Origin of the sequence: Kitasatospora sp. NPDC001547, from assembly GCF_042894165.1 — a bacterium.
GTDB lineage: Bacteria > Actinomycetota > Actinomycetes > Streptomycetales > Streptomycetaceae > Kitasatospora.
In genome coordinates this window covers 38,639-54,405 of the sequence record NZ_JBIAVL010000027.1, presented here as the reverse complement: position 1 = coordinate 54,405, position 15,767 = coordinate 38,639, and the positions used below count along the sequence as shown (strand labels likewise).

Genomic DNA, 15,767 nt, shown 5'->3' with positions numbered 1-15,767 from the left:
TTCGGAGGAGGTACGGGGAGCAGGTGGGAGGGGGTCAGAGCAGGAAGCCCGCCGGGAACGGGTCGCTCGGGTCGAGGAAGTACTGGGCGGTGCCGGTGACCCAGGCCCGCCCGGTGACGGTGGGCACCACGGCGGGCCGCCCGGCCACCTCGGTCTCCTCGACCAGCCGCCCGGTGAAGGTGGTCCCGATGAAGGAGTCGTTGCGGAAGTCCCGCCCGAGCGGCAGTTCGCCGCGCGCGTGCAGCTGGGCCATCCGCGCCGAGGTACCGGTGCCGCAGGGCGAGCGGTCGAACCAGCCGGGGTGGATGGCCATCGCGTGCCGGGAGTGCTCGGCGGTGGAGCCGGGGGCGAGCAGCTGGACGTGGTGGCAGCTGTGGATGGACGGGTTCTCCGGGTGCACCGGCCGGTCCGGGCCCGCGTTGATCGCGTCCATCATCGCCAGGCCGGCGTCCAGGATCTCCTGCTTGCGCTCGCGCTCGAAGGGCAGCCCGAACTCGGCGAGCGGCAGGACGGCGTAGAAGTTGCCGCCGTACGCGAGGTCGTAGGTGACCGTGCCGTAGCCGGGCACCTCGATCTTGCGGTCCAGGGCGACGGAGTACGAGGGCACGTTGCGGATGGTCACCGCCTTGGCGGCGCCGTCCTCGACCCGCACCTCGGCGACCACCAGTCCGGCCGGGGTGTCCAGCCGCACGGTGGTGACCGGCTCGACCACCGGGACCATCCCGGTCTCGACCAGGACGGTGGCGACCCCGATGGTGCCGTGTCCGCACATCGGCAGCAGTCCGGAGACCTCGATGTAGAGCACGCCGAAGTCCGCGTCCGGCCGGGTCGGCGGCTGGAGGACGGCGCCGCTCATCGCCGCGTGGCCGCGCGGCTCGTACATCAGCAGGGTGCGGAAGTGGTCCAGGTGCTGCTGGAAGTGCACCCGCCGCTCGGCCATGGTGGCGCCGGGGATGACGCCGAAGCCGCCGGTGATCACCCGGGTCGGCATGCCCTCGGTGTGCGAGTCGACGGCGTGGAACACGTGACGGCTGCGCATGACTCACAACTCCCGTGCGAATTCGAATGGTTGGTGCGGGCCGGGCCGGCTGCCGCCGCAGCCGGCCCGGAGGCCCGGGATCGGACGGACGTCGGACCTCGGACGGACGTCGGACGGGGCTCAGACCAGCCCGTCGGCCAGCGCCTTCTCGGTGGCCGCGCGGACGGCCGCCTCGACCTCCGGGTCGAGCGGCCGGCGCGGGGCGCGCACCGGCCCGCCGGGGCGCCCGGCGATGTCCATGGAGAGCTTGATGGCCTGGACGAACTCGGTCTTGGAGTCCCAGCGCAGCAGCGAGTGCAGCGACTTGTAGAGCGGCAGCGCGTTCTCCAGGTCCTTGGAGACGGCGGCGTCGTAGAGCGCCACCGAGGCGGCCGGCAGGGCGTTCGGGTAGCCGGCGATCCAGCCGACCGCGCCGGCGAGCGCCAGCTCCAGCAGCACGTCGTCGGCGCCGATCAGCAGGTCGAGGCCGGGGGCCAGCTCGGCGATCTCGTACGCCCGGCGGACGTCGCCGCTGAACTCCTTGACGGCGACGATCGAGCCGTCGGCGTGCAGCTGGGCGAGCAGCGCGGGGACGAGGTCGACCTTGGTGTCGATCGGGTTGTTGTACGCCACGATCGGCAGCCCGGCCTTGGCGACCTCGGCGTAGTGGGCGCGCACCGAGGCGTGGTCGGCCCGGTAGGCGTTCGGCGGCAGCAACAGGACGGAGCCGGCGCCGGCCTCGGCGGCCTGCTCGGCCCAGCGGCGGGACTCGGCGCTGCCGTAGGCGGCCACGCCGGGCATCACCCGGGAGCCGTCGCCGGCCGCCTCGACGGCGACCTCGACGACCTTGGCGCGCTCCTCGGCGGTGAGCGTCTGGTACTCGCCGAGCGAGCCGTTGGGGACGACGCCCTCGCAGCCGGAGTCGATCAGCCAGCGGACGTGCTCGGCGTAGGCGTCGTAGTCGACGGAGTGGTCCGGGCGCAGCGGCAGCGTGGTGGCGACCATGATGCCGCGCCAGGGACGGTCGGTGTCGTGCTGGGTGATGGACACATGAGCTCCTTGATGAGGTGTGACATTTTACTAGAGGGGACGGGCCGGAGACAAGGTCCCCGGCCCGCCGTCCGACGACGGGCCGCTACGGCGCCTCCGGGCCGGGCCCCGCCGCCAGCTGGGAGAGCGGCACCGGGCAGCCCAGCGGCCGCCGGTCCGGTCCGGGCTCACCCGGGCCGGCCAGGCAGGCCACGGCCGGACCGCACATCCGGCCCTGGCACCAGCCCATTCCGGCCCGGGTGAGCAGCTTGACGGTGCGCGGATCGCCCGCGCCCAGCTCCTCGACGGCCTCCCGGATCGCCGCGACCGGCACCTCCTCGCACCGGCAGACGTCGGTGTCCGGGCGCAGCCAGCCGGTCCAGCCGGCGCCCGGCCGGTGGGCGGCGGCCATCAGCTCCGCGAAGGCCCGCAACCGCGCCCGGCGGCGCAGCAGCGCGGCCGCGGGCGGCTCCCCGGCCACCGCGTGCGCGGCCAGCTCGCCCTCGGCGAGCGCGAGGTCCGCGCCGCCGACGCCGTTGGTCTCCCCCGCCGACCACAGGCCGGGCACGCTGGTGCGCAGCCGGGCGTCGACCTCCAGGGCCACCGCGCCGTCCGGCCCGGTGCGGGTCCGCGCGCCCAGCTCGGTGGCCAGGTCGATCTGCGGCAGCAGGCCGTGGCCGACGGCGAGCGCGTCGCAGTCGATCCGCCGTCCGGTGCCGGGCACCGGACGCCAGTCGGCGTCCAGCCGGGCCACCGTGACGCCGGTGACCCGGTCCGTCCCGTGCGCCTCGACCACCGCGCTGCGCGGGCGCGGCCGCACCCGGTGCCGCAGCAGCGCACCGCCGTGCCCGGCGCCCTCGACCAGCTTGCCGGGCACGCCCGCCAGCACGCCGGGGCGCCGCGCGTACCCGAGGTAGGCGGTGGCCTCGACCACGGCGGGCACCTCGGCCCCGGCGGTGACCAGCGAGGAGGCCGCCGCGAGCAGCAGCGGGCCGCTGCCGGCCACCACGATCCGCTTCCCGGGCAGCACCAGCCCGGCCTTGAGCATGGCCTGGGCGCCGCCCGCGGTGACCACCCCGGGCAGGGTCCAGCCGGGGAACGGCAGCTGCCGCTCGTACGCGCCGGTGGCGAGCAGCACCGACCGGGACCGGACGGTGGCCCGGTCGGTGCTCTCCGGCCCACGGGTGACGTGCACCGCGAAGCCGTCCCCGGTGCGTTCCAGCGCCCAGACCTGGTGCCCGGCCCGGAAGTCGGCCCGCCCGGCGCGCTCGTGCGCGGCGAGCCGGTCGGCCAACCCGGTGTAGGCGGACCAGCGGTGGTGCAGCCGGTCCGGCCGGGCCGCGCCGAGGCCGGGCGCCGGGTGGCGGTAGTACTGCCCGCCGGTGCTCTGCCCGCCGTCCAGCAGGGCGCAGCGCAGCCCGAGGTCGGCGGCGGTGACGGCGGCGGCCAGCCCGGCGGGGCCGGCGCCGACCACCACGAGGTCGAACGGCGGGGAGTCAGACGGCGAGGTCGGCACGGCCGTGGCCCTCCTGGGTGGTGACGGTGGTGCCGGGCTCGGCGGGGAGCAGGCAGGTGCGCTGGTTGGGGCGGCCGTCCACGGTGGCCAGGCAGTCGAAGCAGGCGCCGATCCCGCAGAACGCCCCGCGCGGCCGGCCACCGACCCGGGTGGTGCGCCAGGCGAGCACGCCGTCGGCCCACAGCGCGGCGGCGATCGACTGGCCGGGCAGCGCGGGGACGGGCCGCCCGTCGAACTCGATGTGGTGGGCGGGCCCGGGTTCGGCCTCGACCAGCCCGGCGGGGGTGCGGCGGCGCATCGGCGGCTTCTCCAATCTCGGATCACGGTGGACAGTCGGGAAGGGGTCGCGCGCGGAACGCGGACCCGGGCGGCCGGGCCGTCACCCGGCCGGGCTGCTACGTCGAGGGGAACCGGTCCGCCCGGAACGGCGCGAGGTCCAGCTCCGGCCGCTTGCCGGTGAGCTGCTCGCTGATCAGCAGCCCGGTCGCCGGAGCCAGCCCGATGCCGGCCCCCTCGTGCCCGCAGGCGTGGTACAGCCCGGGTACCCGGGCGTCCGCCCCGATGGCCGGCAGGTGGTCCGGCAGGTACGGGCGGAAGCCCCGGTAGGCGCGCATCACGGTGACGCCGGCGAGCACCGGGAACAGCTGGGCGGCCTGGGCGGCGAGCCGGCTCAGCACCTGCTGGGAGAGCGTGCGGTCGAAGCCGACCCGCTCCCGGCTGGCGCCGATCAGCACCGGCCCGCCCGGGGTGCCCTCGATCACGGCGGAGGTCTCCAGCCCGGCCGAGCCGCTGGCCACGTTCGCCACGTAGTCGGCGGCGTAGACCTTGTGCCGCACGACCCGCGGCAGCGGCTCGGTGACCAGCACGAACCCGCGCCGGGGCAGCACCGGCAGGTGGACCCCGGCCAGCGCGGCGATCTCGCCGCCCCAGGTGCCGGCCGCGTTCACCACGGCGGCGGCGGGCAGCGTCCGCCGGTCGGTCCGTACGCCGCGCACGGCGCCGTCCGGGCCCCGGTCGACGGCGGTGACGCTCTCCCCGGTGATCAGCTCGGCGCCCCTGCGGCGGGCCTCGCGCAGCAGGTGGGCGGCGGCGAGGGCGGGCTGGACCTGGGCGTCCTGCGGGTAGTGGAAGCCGCCGGCCAGGCCCTCGGCCAGGTGCGGCTCCAGCTCGCGCAGCCGCTCGCCGGGCACCTCCTCGGCCTCCACCCCGACGGCCCGCTGCCCGGCGGCGAAGGCCCGCAGCGCGTCCTGGCCGCCGGCGGTGGAGGCGACCACCACGCCGCCCTTGGGCTCGTACTCGATCGCCGGGCCGAGCAGCTCGGCGAGTTCGCGCCAGAGCCGGGTGCTGAGCAGGGCGAGGTCGAGTTCGGGGCCGGGCTCCTTGTCGGAGACCAGCAGGTTGCCCTCGCCCGCGCCGGTGGTGCCGCCGGCCACCGGGCCGCGGTCCACGACGGCGACGGCGAGGCCGGCGCGGGCGGCGTAGTAGGCGCAGGCGGCGCCGACCACACCGGCGCCGACCACGACGACGTCCAGGGGAGGTCTCTCGGTCTTCAGCACGCCAGTAATATGTCACATGCCATGCAACCTGCCAAGACCGCCCCGCCGAAACCCGGGCCACCCCCGACCAGCACGAAGCCCCGGCCCACCGCTCGACGGAGCGACGGACCGGGGCTCCCTCAGGGCCCACCGGCTCGGGCCGGGGCCCTGCCGGCTCAGGTGATGTCGTCCATCTCCTCGCGGCGGGACGCCGGCACCACCGCGCCGGCCGCCGGGGCCGCCGAGGCCTGGACGGACTCCGCACCGGCCACCGGCTGCACCGAGAGGTCCAGGTGCGAGGCCTCCTCGTCGTCCAGCCCGGCGTCCGGGTTGCGGCGGGCCTTGCGCCTGTCGAAGAAGAGCGCGATCCCCACCGCGATGAAGTACAGCGCCCAGATCGGCGCGGCCAGGGCCAGCATGCTCAGCGGGTCGGCGCTCGGCGTCGCGAAGGCCGCGAAGATCGTGATGCCCATGACCATGCCGCGCCACCAGCCCAGCAGCCGCTTGCCGGTGACCACGCCGATGAGGTTCAGCATCACCAGCAGCAGCGGGAACTCGAAGGCCAGGCCGAAGACCAGCACCATCCTGGTCGCGATGTCGAAGTAGTCCTCGGGCGGCAGGATCGGCGTGGTGTTGTTCGGGGTGAACGAGATCAGCACGTCGATCGTGGTCGGCAGCACCAGGATGGCCACGGCCACACCGGCCAGGAACAGCGGCGTCCCGCAGAGCAGGAAGACCACCGTGTACTTCTTCTCGTGCCTGTGCAGACCCGGCGCCACGAAGGCCCAGACCTGGTAGAGCCAGATCGGCACCGTCCCGACCACGCCCGCCGTCAGGGCGACCTTGAGCATCCAGGTGAAACCGGCGGTCAGACCGATGTTGGAGACCTGGGCGCACTTGCCCTTGTAGTGCTCGGCCAGCTCCATGGTGTCGCACCTCGGCAGCGGCTTCAGGAGGAAGTCCTCCAGCTGCTTGTGGTAGACCGCCGCCACGATGGTGATCAACACGATCGCCAGGACCGACTTGACCACGCGGTTGCGCAGTTCCCGCAGGTGGTCGGCGAGGGCCATCCGCCCCTCAGGATCCTTTGACGCCTTCGGCGCCTTGGAGAGCTTGCTCAACCCCGGTCCTCAACTCGTGCGTCGGGACCCGCCGGTCGGCGGGCCTCCGTGGTCGCGCGCGTCGCGCAGGTGGTGCGCGCGGCGCGCGTCGGGTGCCTCACGTGCGCCGCGTTCAGTGCGGGCGGTCGCCGTCGGGCGCGGAGGCCCCGGCGGCGGGCCCGCTCACCGGACGGGCCGTGGCCGACGCGCCCGGGGCGGCCTGGACGGTCCTGCCGTCGGCGCCGTCCACCGGGGCCGGCGCGGGCCGGGCCGGCTGCTCCGACCCGTCGTCCGAACGCATCGCCCGGGCCTCGCTCTTCAGGATCCGCATCGACTTGCCCAGCGAGCGCGCCAGGTCCGGCAGCCGCTTGGCTCCGAACAGCACGATGGCGAGAACCACGATCACCACGATCGCGGTCATCGAGATGCGCATGCGCGACCACCTTCAGTCATGGCGGCCCGACGGGCCGTCCGCTGCGGATGGTAACCGCTGCGGATGACGCCACGACGACGGCCGCCCGAACAGGACAGCGGCCCCCGGTTCGCGGTTCAGGAGCCATCTGAGAGCGTAACCCGCCCCTGCCCGCTCGCAGCAGTCCCCGTACCGCCACGGGCCCGGCCGTGCTACGCGACCGGGACGGTCCGCTCCGCCGCCGGGGCGTCCGCACCCGGCACCGCGTCCGCCAGGTCCCCGGCCGCGGCGGCCAGCGCCCGCGAGGCCCGGTCCACGCCCTGGGCCAGCGCCCGCACGTCCAGCCAGAGCCGGATCGCGAGGACCCCGAGGACCAGCAGGCCCGCGGTGGCGAGCAGGACGGCGGCGACGAGCATCCAGGACATGCGCCCACCCTATACGCGTACTACCCCTCGGCCGGGACGAGCCGCATGGTGCGGACCCCCGCCTCGGTGAGCGCCTCGACGATCTTCTCCCCGGCCGGCTTGCGCACCGCCGCCCCGCAGCGCGGGCAGGCGAAGCTGTAGTGCGCCTGGGCCGGGGTGCGGCCGAGGGTCAGGCGGAAGTCCTCGGCCGGGAGCTCCACCTTCTCCCGGCAGTCGGAGCAGTACACCTTGAATCTGGTCCCGGCTTCCACCGCTCAGGCCCGCCCCTCCCCGTAGGCGGCCAGCGCCTCCCGCGCGGCCGAACGCGCCTGCTCGGCCAGCTCGGGCGGCGAGACGATCCGGCCGTCCCGGCCCAGCCGCAGCGCCAGCGGGCGCAGCTGGGACGGGTCGGCGCTGCGCAGGGTGATCCGCAGCCCGCCGTCGGGCAGTTCCTCGGCCCGGTCGTGGGTGTAGTACTCGGCCACCCAGCGCCCGCCGGAGGAGACCTCGACGACCACCTCGGGGTCGTCCGCCGCCGGGTTGACCAGCCCGCCGCTCAGGTCGCGCGGCTCGCGCCGGGGCGGGTCGGCCGGGACGTCCAGGACGCGGATCTCGGCGACCCGGTCGAGCCGGAACATCCGGTGGTCCTCGGAGGTGCGGCACCAGGCCTCGAGGTAGGTGTGGCCCTCGGTGAGCAGCCGGATCGGGTCGACCTCGCGCTCGGTCATCCCGCCGCGCCCGTGCGAGTAGTAGCGCAGCCAGAGCCGGCGGCCCTCGCTGAGCGCGCGGTCGATGTCGGCGAAGACGTGGCTCTCCGCCTCGAAGGTCACGCCGACCCGGGCGCTGCCCTCGGCGCTCTCCCCCGCCGCGTTCTCGATCTTGGCGACGGCCCGGGTGAGCGCCTCCCGGTCCCCGGCCCGCAGGCCCGGCAGCCCGGCCACCGCCCGGGCGGCCACCAGCAGCGCGGTCGCCTCGTCGGCGGCCAGCCGCAGCGGCTGGGCCACGTCGTCGACGTTGTGCCACCAGATCCGCTCGCCGTCGGTGTCGATGTCGAGCAGGTCGCCGCCGCGGAAGCTGGTGCCGCACATCGGCAGCACGTTGAGGTCGGCGATCAGCTCGCGCTCGCTGATCCCGAACGCCCGGGCCACCTCGGCGACCTCGGCCCCGGGCCGCTCGCGCAGGTAGGTGACCAGCGACAGCATCCGTCGCGTCTGGTCGATCGCATTGCTCATGCCCGCACATCCTCGATACCAGCGACCGCCCGCAGCCGGTCGACCACGTCCGCCCGCAGCTCCTCCGGCCCGAGCACCAGCACGTCCGGCCCGAACTCGGCCAGGTCCGCGCCCAGCCCGTTGCCGTACGGGATCTCCAGTTCGTCCCAGCCCTCGTCCACCCGGGTGCTGGCCAGCGCCTTGGTGCGCAGCGGGAACCCGGCGCCCCGGCGGACCCGGACGGTCGCGGTGGCGGTGGCCCCCTCCCCCGCGAACTTCGCCACGGTGGCCCGGACGTCCACGTGCTCGGGCACGGTGCCGAGGAAGGCCCCGGACCTCGCCTTCACCCTGCCGGTGATCCGGCTGAGCCGGAACACCCGGGCGTCGCCCCGGTCGCGGTCGTACCCGGCCAGGTACCAGTGCCCGCGCCAGCACTCCAGCGCCCACGGCTCGACGCTGCGCTGCTCGACGGCGGCGGCACCGGCCTTGCGGTAGTCGAAGGTGACCGGACGGCGGTCCCGGGCGGCGGTGAGCAGCGGCTCGAACGCGGCCTCCCGGGCGGGGATGCGCGGCTCCAGGGCGGTACGGCCCTCGGCCTCGGCGAACGGCACCCCGGCCGCCCGCAGCTTCTGCAGGGCTCCGCTGGCGGCGCCGGACATCTTGGCCTGCTGCCAGACCCGGGCGGCCAGGGTCAGCGCGGCCGCCTCCTCGGCGTCCAGGGCGATCTCGGGCAGCCGGTTGCGGTCGGCGCGGGCCAGGTAGCCGAGCTCGCCGTCCAGGGTGCTCTCGTCGACGTCGATCACCAGGCCGAGTTCGCGCAGGTCGTCCTTGTCCCGCTCGAACATCCGGTTGAAGGCGTCCTCGCTGCTGTTCTGCCAGGCCTCGCGGTACGCCTCGATGGATTCCCGCAGCTCCTTCTTGGAGAGCGGACGTCTGGTGTTCATCAGGCACAGGGCGAGATTCATCAGCCGCTCTGCCTTGGCGATCGCCATCGCTGACCCTTCCGGTGTGCCGCGCCGCGCGCGGGGTGCGCCAACCGGGCGCTCACCACCCGGCGGGACCGACCGTACCGGTAGCGGTACGCACTGCAAAAGCCGCGTCCCGCACCCCGGGCCCGCACCGTGCCGTTCGGGCCCGGACACGCCCGTGGGCCGGGCCCCCGGAGGGGTCCGGCCCACGGTGCGGGCAGGCTCAGACGGCCAGCAGGTCGACCACGAAGATCAGGGTCGAGCCCTTCGGGATCAGCGGCGACGGCGACTGGTCGCCGTACGCCAGCTTCGCCGGGATGGTCAGCTCGCGCCGGCCGCCGACCTTCATGCCGACGACGCCCTGGTCCCAGCCCTTGATGACGCGGCCGGCGCCCAGCGGGAAGCGGAACTCGTTGGGGCTCCGGTTCCAGCTGGCGTCGAACTCCTCGCCGGTCTCGAAGGTCACGCCGACGTAGCGGACGCTGACGTTCTGGCCCTTCTTGGCCTCCGCGCCGTCGCCGACGACGATGTCGCGGATCTGCAGCTCCGTCGGGGCGTCGCCGATCGGGAAGTCGATCTCGGGCTTCTCGTTGAGGTTGACGCTCACAGTCCCTCTTCTCACGTTCACTGGCATTCACGACCAAGCGGCGGGCGCCCGCACCCGGTCCCTCTCAGGACCACCGTACGGGCGCCCGCCGCCCGTCCGGGCCCGGCCACGCGGCCGGACCCGAAGGTCACACGTGCACCATTGTCACCCGAAAGCGGGTCAGCCCTGACCGGCGTCCAGGATGTCCACCACGAAGACCAGCGTCGCGCCGGGCGGGATGTCGCCCTGGCCCTTGTCGCCGTAGCCCAGCGCGGCGGGGATCACCAGCTCGACCCGGCTGCCGACGGTCTGGCCCTCCAGGCCCTGGTCCCAGCCCTGGATGACCTGGCCGCCGCCGACCGGGAAGGTGAACGCCTGGCCCTTGCTGAGCGAGGAGTCGAACACCTTGCCGCTGGAGAACAGCGCGCCGGTGTACTGGACGACGACCTTCTCGCCCTTCTCCACCTTCGGCCCGGTGCCCTTGATCAGGACGTGCGACTTCAGCTCGGTCGGGTCCTTCGCCCCGGCCACCGGGGTGATCTCGGCCGGCTTCTTGCCGTTGTCCTTGACCTGCGGGAAGTCCGCCGGCGGCGGGGTGACGGTCCCGCTCACCACGGCGTCCGGCGCGTTGGCGTTGCGGATGTCGATCACGAAGATCAGGTCGTCCTTGGCGCCGATCGACATGTCGGCCTTGCCCTGGGAGCCGAACGCGGCGGCCGGCGGGGCCACCACCAGCAGCCGGCTGCCGGCCTTCTTGCCGATCACGGCCTGGTCCAGGGCCGGGATCAGCGCGTCGGTGCCGGCCTGGAAGATCTGCGGCTTCCCGTTGGCGTCGTACGAGCTCGGGATGTCCTTGCCGGTGGTCCAGTCCTTGGCGGTGTAGTCCACCGAGGTCCAGGAGTTCTTCTCGACCTTGGCGCCGGTGCCCTCGGTGAGCACCTTGACGACGAAGGAGCCGTCGGAGGCCTCGCCCGGCACCTGGATCTCGGCCTTCTTGCCGAAGTCTCCGGCGACCGTGGGCAGCACCTTGGCGCTGTCCTTGATCGGCGGCACCGGGTCGGCGGTCGGCGTGGGCGGCGCGGTCTTGGCGGCGTCCGGCTTGGCCGCGGCGGTGTCCTTGGAGTCGTCCTTGTTCACCATGTAGAGCGTGATGCCGCTGCCGACCAGCAGCACCGCCAGCACCGTGCCGAGGATCACACCCAGCTTGCCGACGCCGGGCGGGTTCTCGTCGTACCCGGCCTCCGAGGTGTCGGACTTGCGCACGTTGGAGGCGAAGATCTGCGGGGCGTCGTCCGTCTTGGTCCCGCCCTGGACGCGCGGCGCCTCGCCGGGCTGCGCCCAGCCGGCCTGCTGCGCCAGGATCGCCGGGGGAACGACGATCGACTCGCGGTCCCCGACCGGGCCGCCGGGGCGAGAGGCGGCCGGGTCACCCGCAGAGCTGTCGTTCGCCGCGGTGCCGGCCCCGCCCGGGCTCGGCGTCTTCTCAGTCATGACTCCCCATCCATCTCGCCACGAGGTCTTCCAGGTCTGCGCCCGGCGTGGGCACGCCGGCCTGCGGTCGCACCGCCCGCCCCGGACCTCGGCACCGGGCGGCGCCTGCCACAGTGCGTGGGCAGTATGACAGCTCAGGATGAGGGCGGACGCTTCGCTGTACGAGCGTCCGCCCAAGCGTACGGAATCCCCGGGGTGACTTCGAGAGCCGGACCTAGACCGCTTCGAGAATGTCGATCACGAAGACCAGGGTCGAGTTCGCCGGCACCGAGCCCTGCGCCTTGTCCTGGTAGCCGAGCGCCGGCGGCACCACCAGCAGCACCCGGCTGCCGACGTTCTGCCCGACCAGGCCCTTGTCCCAGCCCTCGATCACGCTGCCGGTGCCGATCTGCACCGCCTGCGCTCCGCCGTGCGTCCAGGAGGCGTCGAACTGCTGGCCGTTGGCCCACAGCACCCCGGTGTACTGCACCACCAGGGTCTGCCCGCTCTTGACCTGCTTGCCCTCGCCCTTGATCAGCACCGCCTGCTGGAGGTCGGTGGGCGCGGCCTGCCCGGCCGGGACGGTGATCGTCGCCGGCGCCTTGCCGTTGTCCTTCACCTGCGGCAGCGTCGCGGCCGGCTCGGTCATCGCCCCGCTCAGCGTGGAGTCCGGCGGCAGGCTCTCCATGACGTCCAGCACGAACACCACGGTGTCGCCGTTGTTGACGCCCAGCTGGGTGGAGCCCTGCTCGCCGAAGGCGGCCGAGGGCGGGGCCACCACCAGCAGCCGGCTGCCCACCTTCTTCCCGATCACGCTCTGGTCCAGCGCCGGCACCAGCTGCCCGCTGCCGGCCTGGTAGAGCTGCGGCTTGCCGTTGGCGTCGTACGAGCTGGGCAGGTCCTTGCCCGTGGTCCAGTCCTTGGCGGTGTAGTTGACCGTCACCCAGTCGCCCTTGTCGACGGTCGTGCGCTCGCCCTCGGTGACCGTGTTCACCACGAACTGGCCGCTGGGCTGCTGGCCCTCGGGGATGGTGATGGTGGCCTTGCTGCCGAATCCGCCGCCCGAGAGCGTGGGCATCGGCGACGCCTCGCCGACCGGCGCGGGCACCGTCGGGGCGGCACTCGCCGGGGAGGGCGACGACGGGCCGGCCGCCTTGGGTGAGCTGCTGCAGGCGACCGCGAGCAGCAACGGCAGGGTGAGAAGCAAACCGGCGGTGCGGCGCACGGTGGTCCTAACTGTCGGTCGAAGTCGGCTCTCCGGACTCGACGGACAGCGTATGCCCGGCACGCGGCCGGCCCCGGTAGACACCACCGGGGCCGGCCGCCGCCTTGACCACGCCGGTTCGCGGCTACATCCCCGCGATCAGCTTCTCCACCCGCTCGTCCACCGAACGGAACGGGTCCTTGCACAGCACCGTGCGCTGCGCCTGGTCGTTCAGCTTCAGGTGCACCCAGTCCACCGTGAAGTCCCGGCGCTGCTCCTGCGCCCGGCGGATGAAGTCCCCGCGCAGCCGGGCCCGGGTGGTCTGCGGCGGGATCGACTTGGCCTCGAAGGTCTTGAGGTCGGTGGTCACCCGCTGCGCCTGGCCCTTGCCCTGGAGCAGGTAGAACAGGCCGCGGCGGCGGTGGATGTCGTGGTACGCGAGGTCGATCTGGGCCACCCGCGGGTTGGACATGCTCATCTGGTGCTTCTCGCGGTAGCGCTCGATGAGCTTGTACTTCATGATCCAGTCGATCTCCTGGGCCACCCCGTCCAGCCGCTCGGTGCGGACGGCCTCCAGGGTGCGGCCCCACAGGTCGAGCACCCGGGCGACGGTGCCGGTGTTGATCCCCTTGCGGTCGGCGAACTCCAGGGCCTTGGTGTAGTACTCCTCCTGGATGTCCAGCGCGCTGGCCTCCCGGCCGTTGGCGAGCCGCACCTGGTGGGTGCCGGTGAGGTCGTGGCTCACCTCGCGGATCGCCCGGATCGGGTTCTCCAGGGTGAGGTCGCGCATCACCACGCCGGCCTCGATCAGCCGCAGCACCAGGTCGGTGGTGCCGACCTTGAGCAGCGTCGTGGTCTCGGACATGTTGGAGTCGCCGACGATCACGTGCAGCCGGCGGTAGCGCTCGGCGTCCGCGTGCGGCTCGTCCCGGGTGTTGATGATCGGACGCGAGCGGGTGGTCGCCGAGCTGACGCCCTCCCAGATGTGCTCGGCCCGCTGGCTGACGCAGAACACCGCGCCGCGCGGGGTCTGCAGCACCTTGCCCGCGCCGCAGATCAGCTGGCGGGTGACCAGGAACGGGATCAGCACGTCGGCCAGCCGGGAGAACTCGCCGTGCCGGGCCACGCAGTAGTTCTCGTGGCAGCCGTAGGAGTTGCCGGCCGAGTCGGTGTTGTTCTTGAAGAGGTAGACGTCCCCCGCGATGCCCTCCTCGTGCAGCCGCCGCTCGGCGTCCACGAGGAGCCCTTCGAGGATGCGCTCGCCGGCCTTGTCGTGCGTCACCAGCTCGACGACGTCGTCGCACTCGGGGGTGGCGTACTCGGGGTGGGAGCCGACGTCGAGGTAGAGGCGGGCGCCGTTGCGCAGGAAGACGTTGCTGCTGCGGCCCCAGGAGACGACCCGGCGGAACAGGTACCGCGCCACCTCGTCCGGGGACAGCCGTCGCTGCCCGCGGAACGTGCAGGTCACGCCGTACTCGTTCTCCAGCCCGAAAATCCGGCGGTCCATGAGCACTCCATTCTCTGTCGGAGCTGTCCGAAACCGCCTCCACGACGACTGGGCCGCCGCAGGGGCACCGGAGTCCCGGACGGCGGCGGCAGGGCCGCCGCACGGGACTCCGCAGGCACTGCTACACCGGCGTGCCGTCCGCCGGGTCGTCCTCGTCGTCCGCCTCGGCGGACTGGTCCCCGTCGAGCAGCCGGCCCAGCTGGTTGCCCAGGATCCGCTTGAACTTGCGCTGTTGGAACCGCTGGCGGTCGAGGACCGCCACCTCCAGCTGTTCCGGCGTGAGGCTGCGCGGGCTGCCCCCGTTGGGGTCGCGGGCGAGCGAGTCCACCGCGACCTTCACCGCCTCGGTGAGGCTCAGGCCGGCCCGGTGGCGCTGGCCCAGGTAGTTGCCGATCGAGTCGGCGTTGCCGCCGACCACCACGTAGTTCTTCTCGTCCACGACCGAGCCGTCCGGCGTGAGCCGGTAGATCTGGTCGTTGTCGGGGGTGCGGCCGACCTCGGCCACGATCAGCTCGACCTCGTACGGCTTCTCGCCGACCGAGGAGAAGATCGTGCCCAGGGTCTGGGCGTACACGTTGGCCAGGCCCCGGGCCGTGACGTCGGCCCGGTCGTAGGAGTAGCCGCGCAGGTCGGCGTAGCGGACGCCGCCGATGCGCAGGTTCTCGAACTCGTTGTAGCGGCCGACCGCCGCGAAGGCGATCTTGTCGTAGATCTCGGAGACCTTGTGGAGCGCCCTGGAGGTGTTCTCCGCGACGAAGACGATGCCGTCGGCGTAGGTGAGCACGACCACGCTGCGGCCGCGCGCGATGCCCTTGCGGGCGTACTCCGCGCGGTCCGCCATGGCCTGCTGGGGTGAGACGTAGAACGGTGTCGACACCGGCGGTCGTCCCCTTCCTGTGAGGTGGTGGCTAGATCAGCGGGGCCTGCGGACCGTTGGGCCGGGCCAGGCGCTCGTCGGTGATGGCCACGACGACCTCCGTGACCTCCTCCTCGGTGAGCCGGCGGAAGCCGTCCTCGGTGATCAGCGAGACGATCGGGAAGATCCTGCGGGCGAGGTCCGGGCCGCCGGTGGCGGAGTCGTCGTCCGCCGCGTCGTAGAGCGCCTGGACGACCATGGTGACGGCCTGGTCGGCCGTCAGGTCGTCGCGGTAGAGCTTCTTCATCGAGCCGCGGGCGAAGACCGAGCCCGAGCCGGTGGCGGTGAAGCCGCGCTCCTCGGACCGTCCGCCGGTGACGTCGTAGTTGAAGATCCGGCCGCGGCCGAGGTCCAGGTCGTAGCCGGCGAACAGCGGCACCACGGCGAGGCCCTGCATCGCCATGCCCAGGTTGCCCCGGATCATGGTGGTGAGCCGGTTCGCCTTGCCCTCCAGGGAGAGCGTGGCGCCCTCGATCTTCTCGTAGTGCTCCAGCTCCAGCTGGAACAGCCGGACCATCTCGATCGCGAGGCCCGCGGTGCCGGCGACGCCGACCGCGCTGAACTCGTCGGCCGGGAAGACCTTCTCCATGTCGCGTTGGGCGATCACGTTGCCCATCGTGGCCCGGCGGTCACCCGCGATCACCACGCCGCCGTCGAACACCGCGGCCACGATGGTGGTCCCGTGCGGGGCCTCGACCACGGCCCCCTCCGGGAGCCCGCGGTGGCCGGGGACCAGCTCCGGCCGGTGCTCGGCGAGGAAGTCGATGAACGAGGACGACCCCGGGGTCAGGAAGGCAGCCGGTAGACGCCCGGTGCCACGAGTGTTGGCTTCCACACGATTCCTTCCAGGTAGCTTGAAGCGCGCGCTGCCCGCACCCTACCCGCCCGACG

At 73.4% G+C, this 15,767-nt stretch carries 17 protein-coding genes and 1 pseudogene; all 18 read right to left on the bottom strand.

Annotated elements, in window-relative coordinates:
* Nucleotides 1–34: 34 nt before the first annotated feature.
* Nucleotides 35–1,039 carry a proline racemase family protein gene (locus tag ACFY0X_RS32200; protein ID WP_387759886.1) on the bottom strand — a complete coding sequence of 335 codons (1,005 nt, stop codon included), beginning with the start codon at nucleotides 1,037–1,039 and terminating at the stop codon, nucleotides 35–37.
* Between the two features lie 120 nt (nucleotides 1,040–1,159).
* Nucleotides 1,160–2,023 (bottom strand): dihydrodipicolinate synthase family protein, encoded by an 864-nt coding sequence (locus ACFY0X_RS32195; RefSeq protein WP_387759926.1) that lies wholly within the window; start codon nucleotides 2,021–2,023, stop codon nucleotides 1,160–1,162.
* Between the two features lie 130 nt (nucleotides 2,024–2,153).
* The gene (locus tag ACFY0X_RS32190; RefSeq protein ID WP_387759884.1) at nucleotides 2,154–3,563 is read right to left on the bottom strand and encodes an NAD(P)/FAD-dependent oxidoreductase; all 1,410 of its coding nucleotides are present in this window, start codon (nucleotides 3,561–3,563) and stop codon (nucleotides 2,154–2,156) included.
* The gene (locus ACFY0X_RS32185; RefSeq protein ID WP_355250421.1) at nucleotides 3,544–3,861 is read right to left on the bottom strand and encodes a (2Fe-2S)-binding protein; all 318 of its coding nucleotides are present in this window, start codon (nucleotides 3,859–3,861) and stop codon (nucleotides 3,544–3,546) included. The genes ACFY0X_RS32190 and ACFY0X_RS32185 overlap by 20 nt, the downstream gene beginning before the upstream one ends.
* A gap of 97 nt (nucleotides 3,862–3,958) precedes the next feature.
* Nucleotides 3,959–5,119 carry an NAD(P)/FAD-dependent oxidoreductase gene (locus tag ACFY0X_RS32180; protein WP_387759882.1) on the bottom strand — a complete coding sequence of 387 codons (1,161 nt, stop codon included), beginning with the start codon at nucleotides 5,117–5,119 and terminating at the stop codon, nucleotides 3,959–3,961.
* 155 nt (nucleotides 5,120–5,274) lie between these two features.
* Nucleotides 5,275–6,219, bottom strand: a complete 945-nt coding sequence (gene tatC, locus ACFY0X_RS32175; protein ID WP_387759880.1) for a twin-arginine translocase subunit TatC — start codon at nucleotides 6,217–6,219, stop codon at nucleotides 5,275–5,277.
* Between the two features lie 112 nt (nucleotides 6,220–6,331).
* The gene (tatA, locus tag ACFY0X_RS32170; RefSeq protein WP_387759879.1) at nucleotides 6,332–6,631 is read right to left on the bottom strand and encodes a Sec-independent protein translocase subunit TatA; all 300 of its coding nucleotides are present in this window, start codon (nucleotides 6,629–6,631) and stop codon (nucleotides 6,332–6,334) included.
* Nucleotides 6,632–6,822: 191 nt separating this feature from the next.
* Nucleotides 6,823–7,035: a hypothetical protein gene (locus ACFY0X_RS32165; RefSeq protein WP_387759878.1), complete on the bottom strand. Its 213-nt coding sequence runs from the start codon at nucleotides 7,033–7,035 to the stop codon at nucleotides 6,823–6,825.
* A 20-nt stretch (nucleotides 7,036–7,055) separates the two neighbouring features.
* Nucleotides 7,056–7,262: a hypothetical protein gene (locus tag ACFY0X_RS32160; RefSeq protein ID WP_387759876.1), complete on the bottom strand. Its 207-nt coding sequence runs from the start codon at nucleotides 7,260–7,262 to the stop codon at nucleotides 7,056–7,058.
* Nucleotides 7,263–7,289: 27 nt separating this feature from the next.
* Nucleotides 7,290–8,246, bottom strand: a complete 957-nt coding sequence (locus tag ACFY0X_RS32155; RefSeq protein WP_387759875.1) for a helix-turn-helix transcriptional regulator — start codon at nucleotides 8,244–8,246, stop codon at nucleotides 7,290–7,292.
* Nucleotides 8,243–9,217 carry a helix-turn-helix transcriptional regulator gene (locus ACFY0X_RS32150; protein WP_387759873.1) on the bottom strand — a complete coding sequence of 325 codons (975 nt, stop codon included), beginning with the start codon at nucleotides 9,215–9,217 and terminating at the stop codon, nucleotides 8,243–8,245. The genes ACFY0X_RS32155 and ACFY0X_RS32150 overlap by 4 nt, the downstream gene beginning before the upstream one ends.
* 199 nt (nucleotides 9,218–9,416) lie before the next feature.
* On the bottom strand, nucleotides 9,417–9,827 hold the full coding sequence (locus tag ACFY0X_RS32145) for an FKBP-type peptidyl-prolyl cis-trans isomerase (RefSeq protein WP_387759872.1): 411 nt from the start codon (nucleotides 9,825–9,827) through the stop codon (nucleotides 9,417–9,419).
* A 132-nt stretch (nucleotides 9,828–9,959) separates the two neighbouring features.
* Nucleotides 9,960–11,270 (bottom strand): FKBP-type peptidyl-prolyl cis-trans isomerase, encoded by a 1,311-nt coding sequence (locus tag ACFY0X_RS32140; RefSeq protein WP_387759871.1) that lies wholly within the window; start codon nucleotides 11,268–11,270, stop codon nucleotides 9,960–9,962.
* A gap of 214 nt (nucleotides 11,271–11,484) precedes the next feature.
* Entirely contained in the window at nucleotides 11,485–12,474 is a 990-nt protein-coding gene (locus ACFY0X_RS32135) for an FKBP-type peptidyl-prolyl cis-trans isomerase (protein ID WP_387759869.1), read from the bottom strand.
* A gap of 124 nt (nucleotides 12,475–12,598) precedes the next feature.
* Nucleotides 12,599–13,960: a Pup--protein ligase gene (gene pafA, locus ACFY0X_RS32130; RefSeq protein ID WP_387759868.1), complete on the bottom strand. Its 1,362-nt coding sequence runs from the start codon at nucleotides 13,958–13,960 to the stop codon at nucleotides 12,599–12,601.
* Nucleotides 13,961–14,081: 121 nt separating this feature from the next.
* Complete coding sequence (prcA, locus tag ACFY0X_RS32125) at nucleotides 14,082–14,837, bottom strand: proteasome subunit alpha (protein ID WP_359819840.1); 756 nt, start codon at nucleotides 14,835–14,837, stop codon at nucleotides 14,082–14,084.
* A 31-nt stretch (nucleotides 14,838–14,868) separates the two neighbouring features.
* A complete protein-coding gene (gene prcB / locus ACFY0X_RS32120) occupies nucleotides 14,869–15,666 on the bottom strand; it encodes a proteasome subunit beta (protein WP_387759925.1) in 798 nt (265 codons plus the stop codon).
* Nucleotides 15,663–15,740, bottom strand: a pseudogene (locus ACFY0X_RS32115) (recombination endonuclease VII); the annotation flags it as partial. The gene prcB and the pseudogene ACFY0X_RS32115, both read right to left, overlap by 4 nt.
* Between the last annotated feature and the right edge of the window lie 27 nt (nucleotides 15,741–15,767).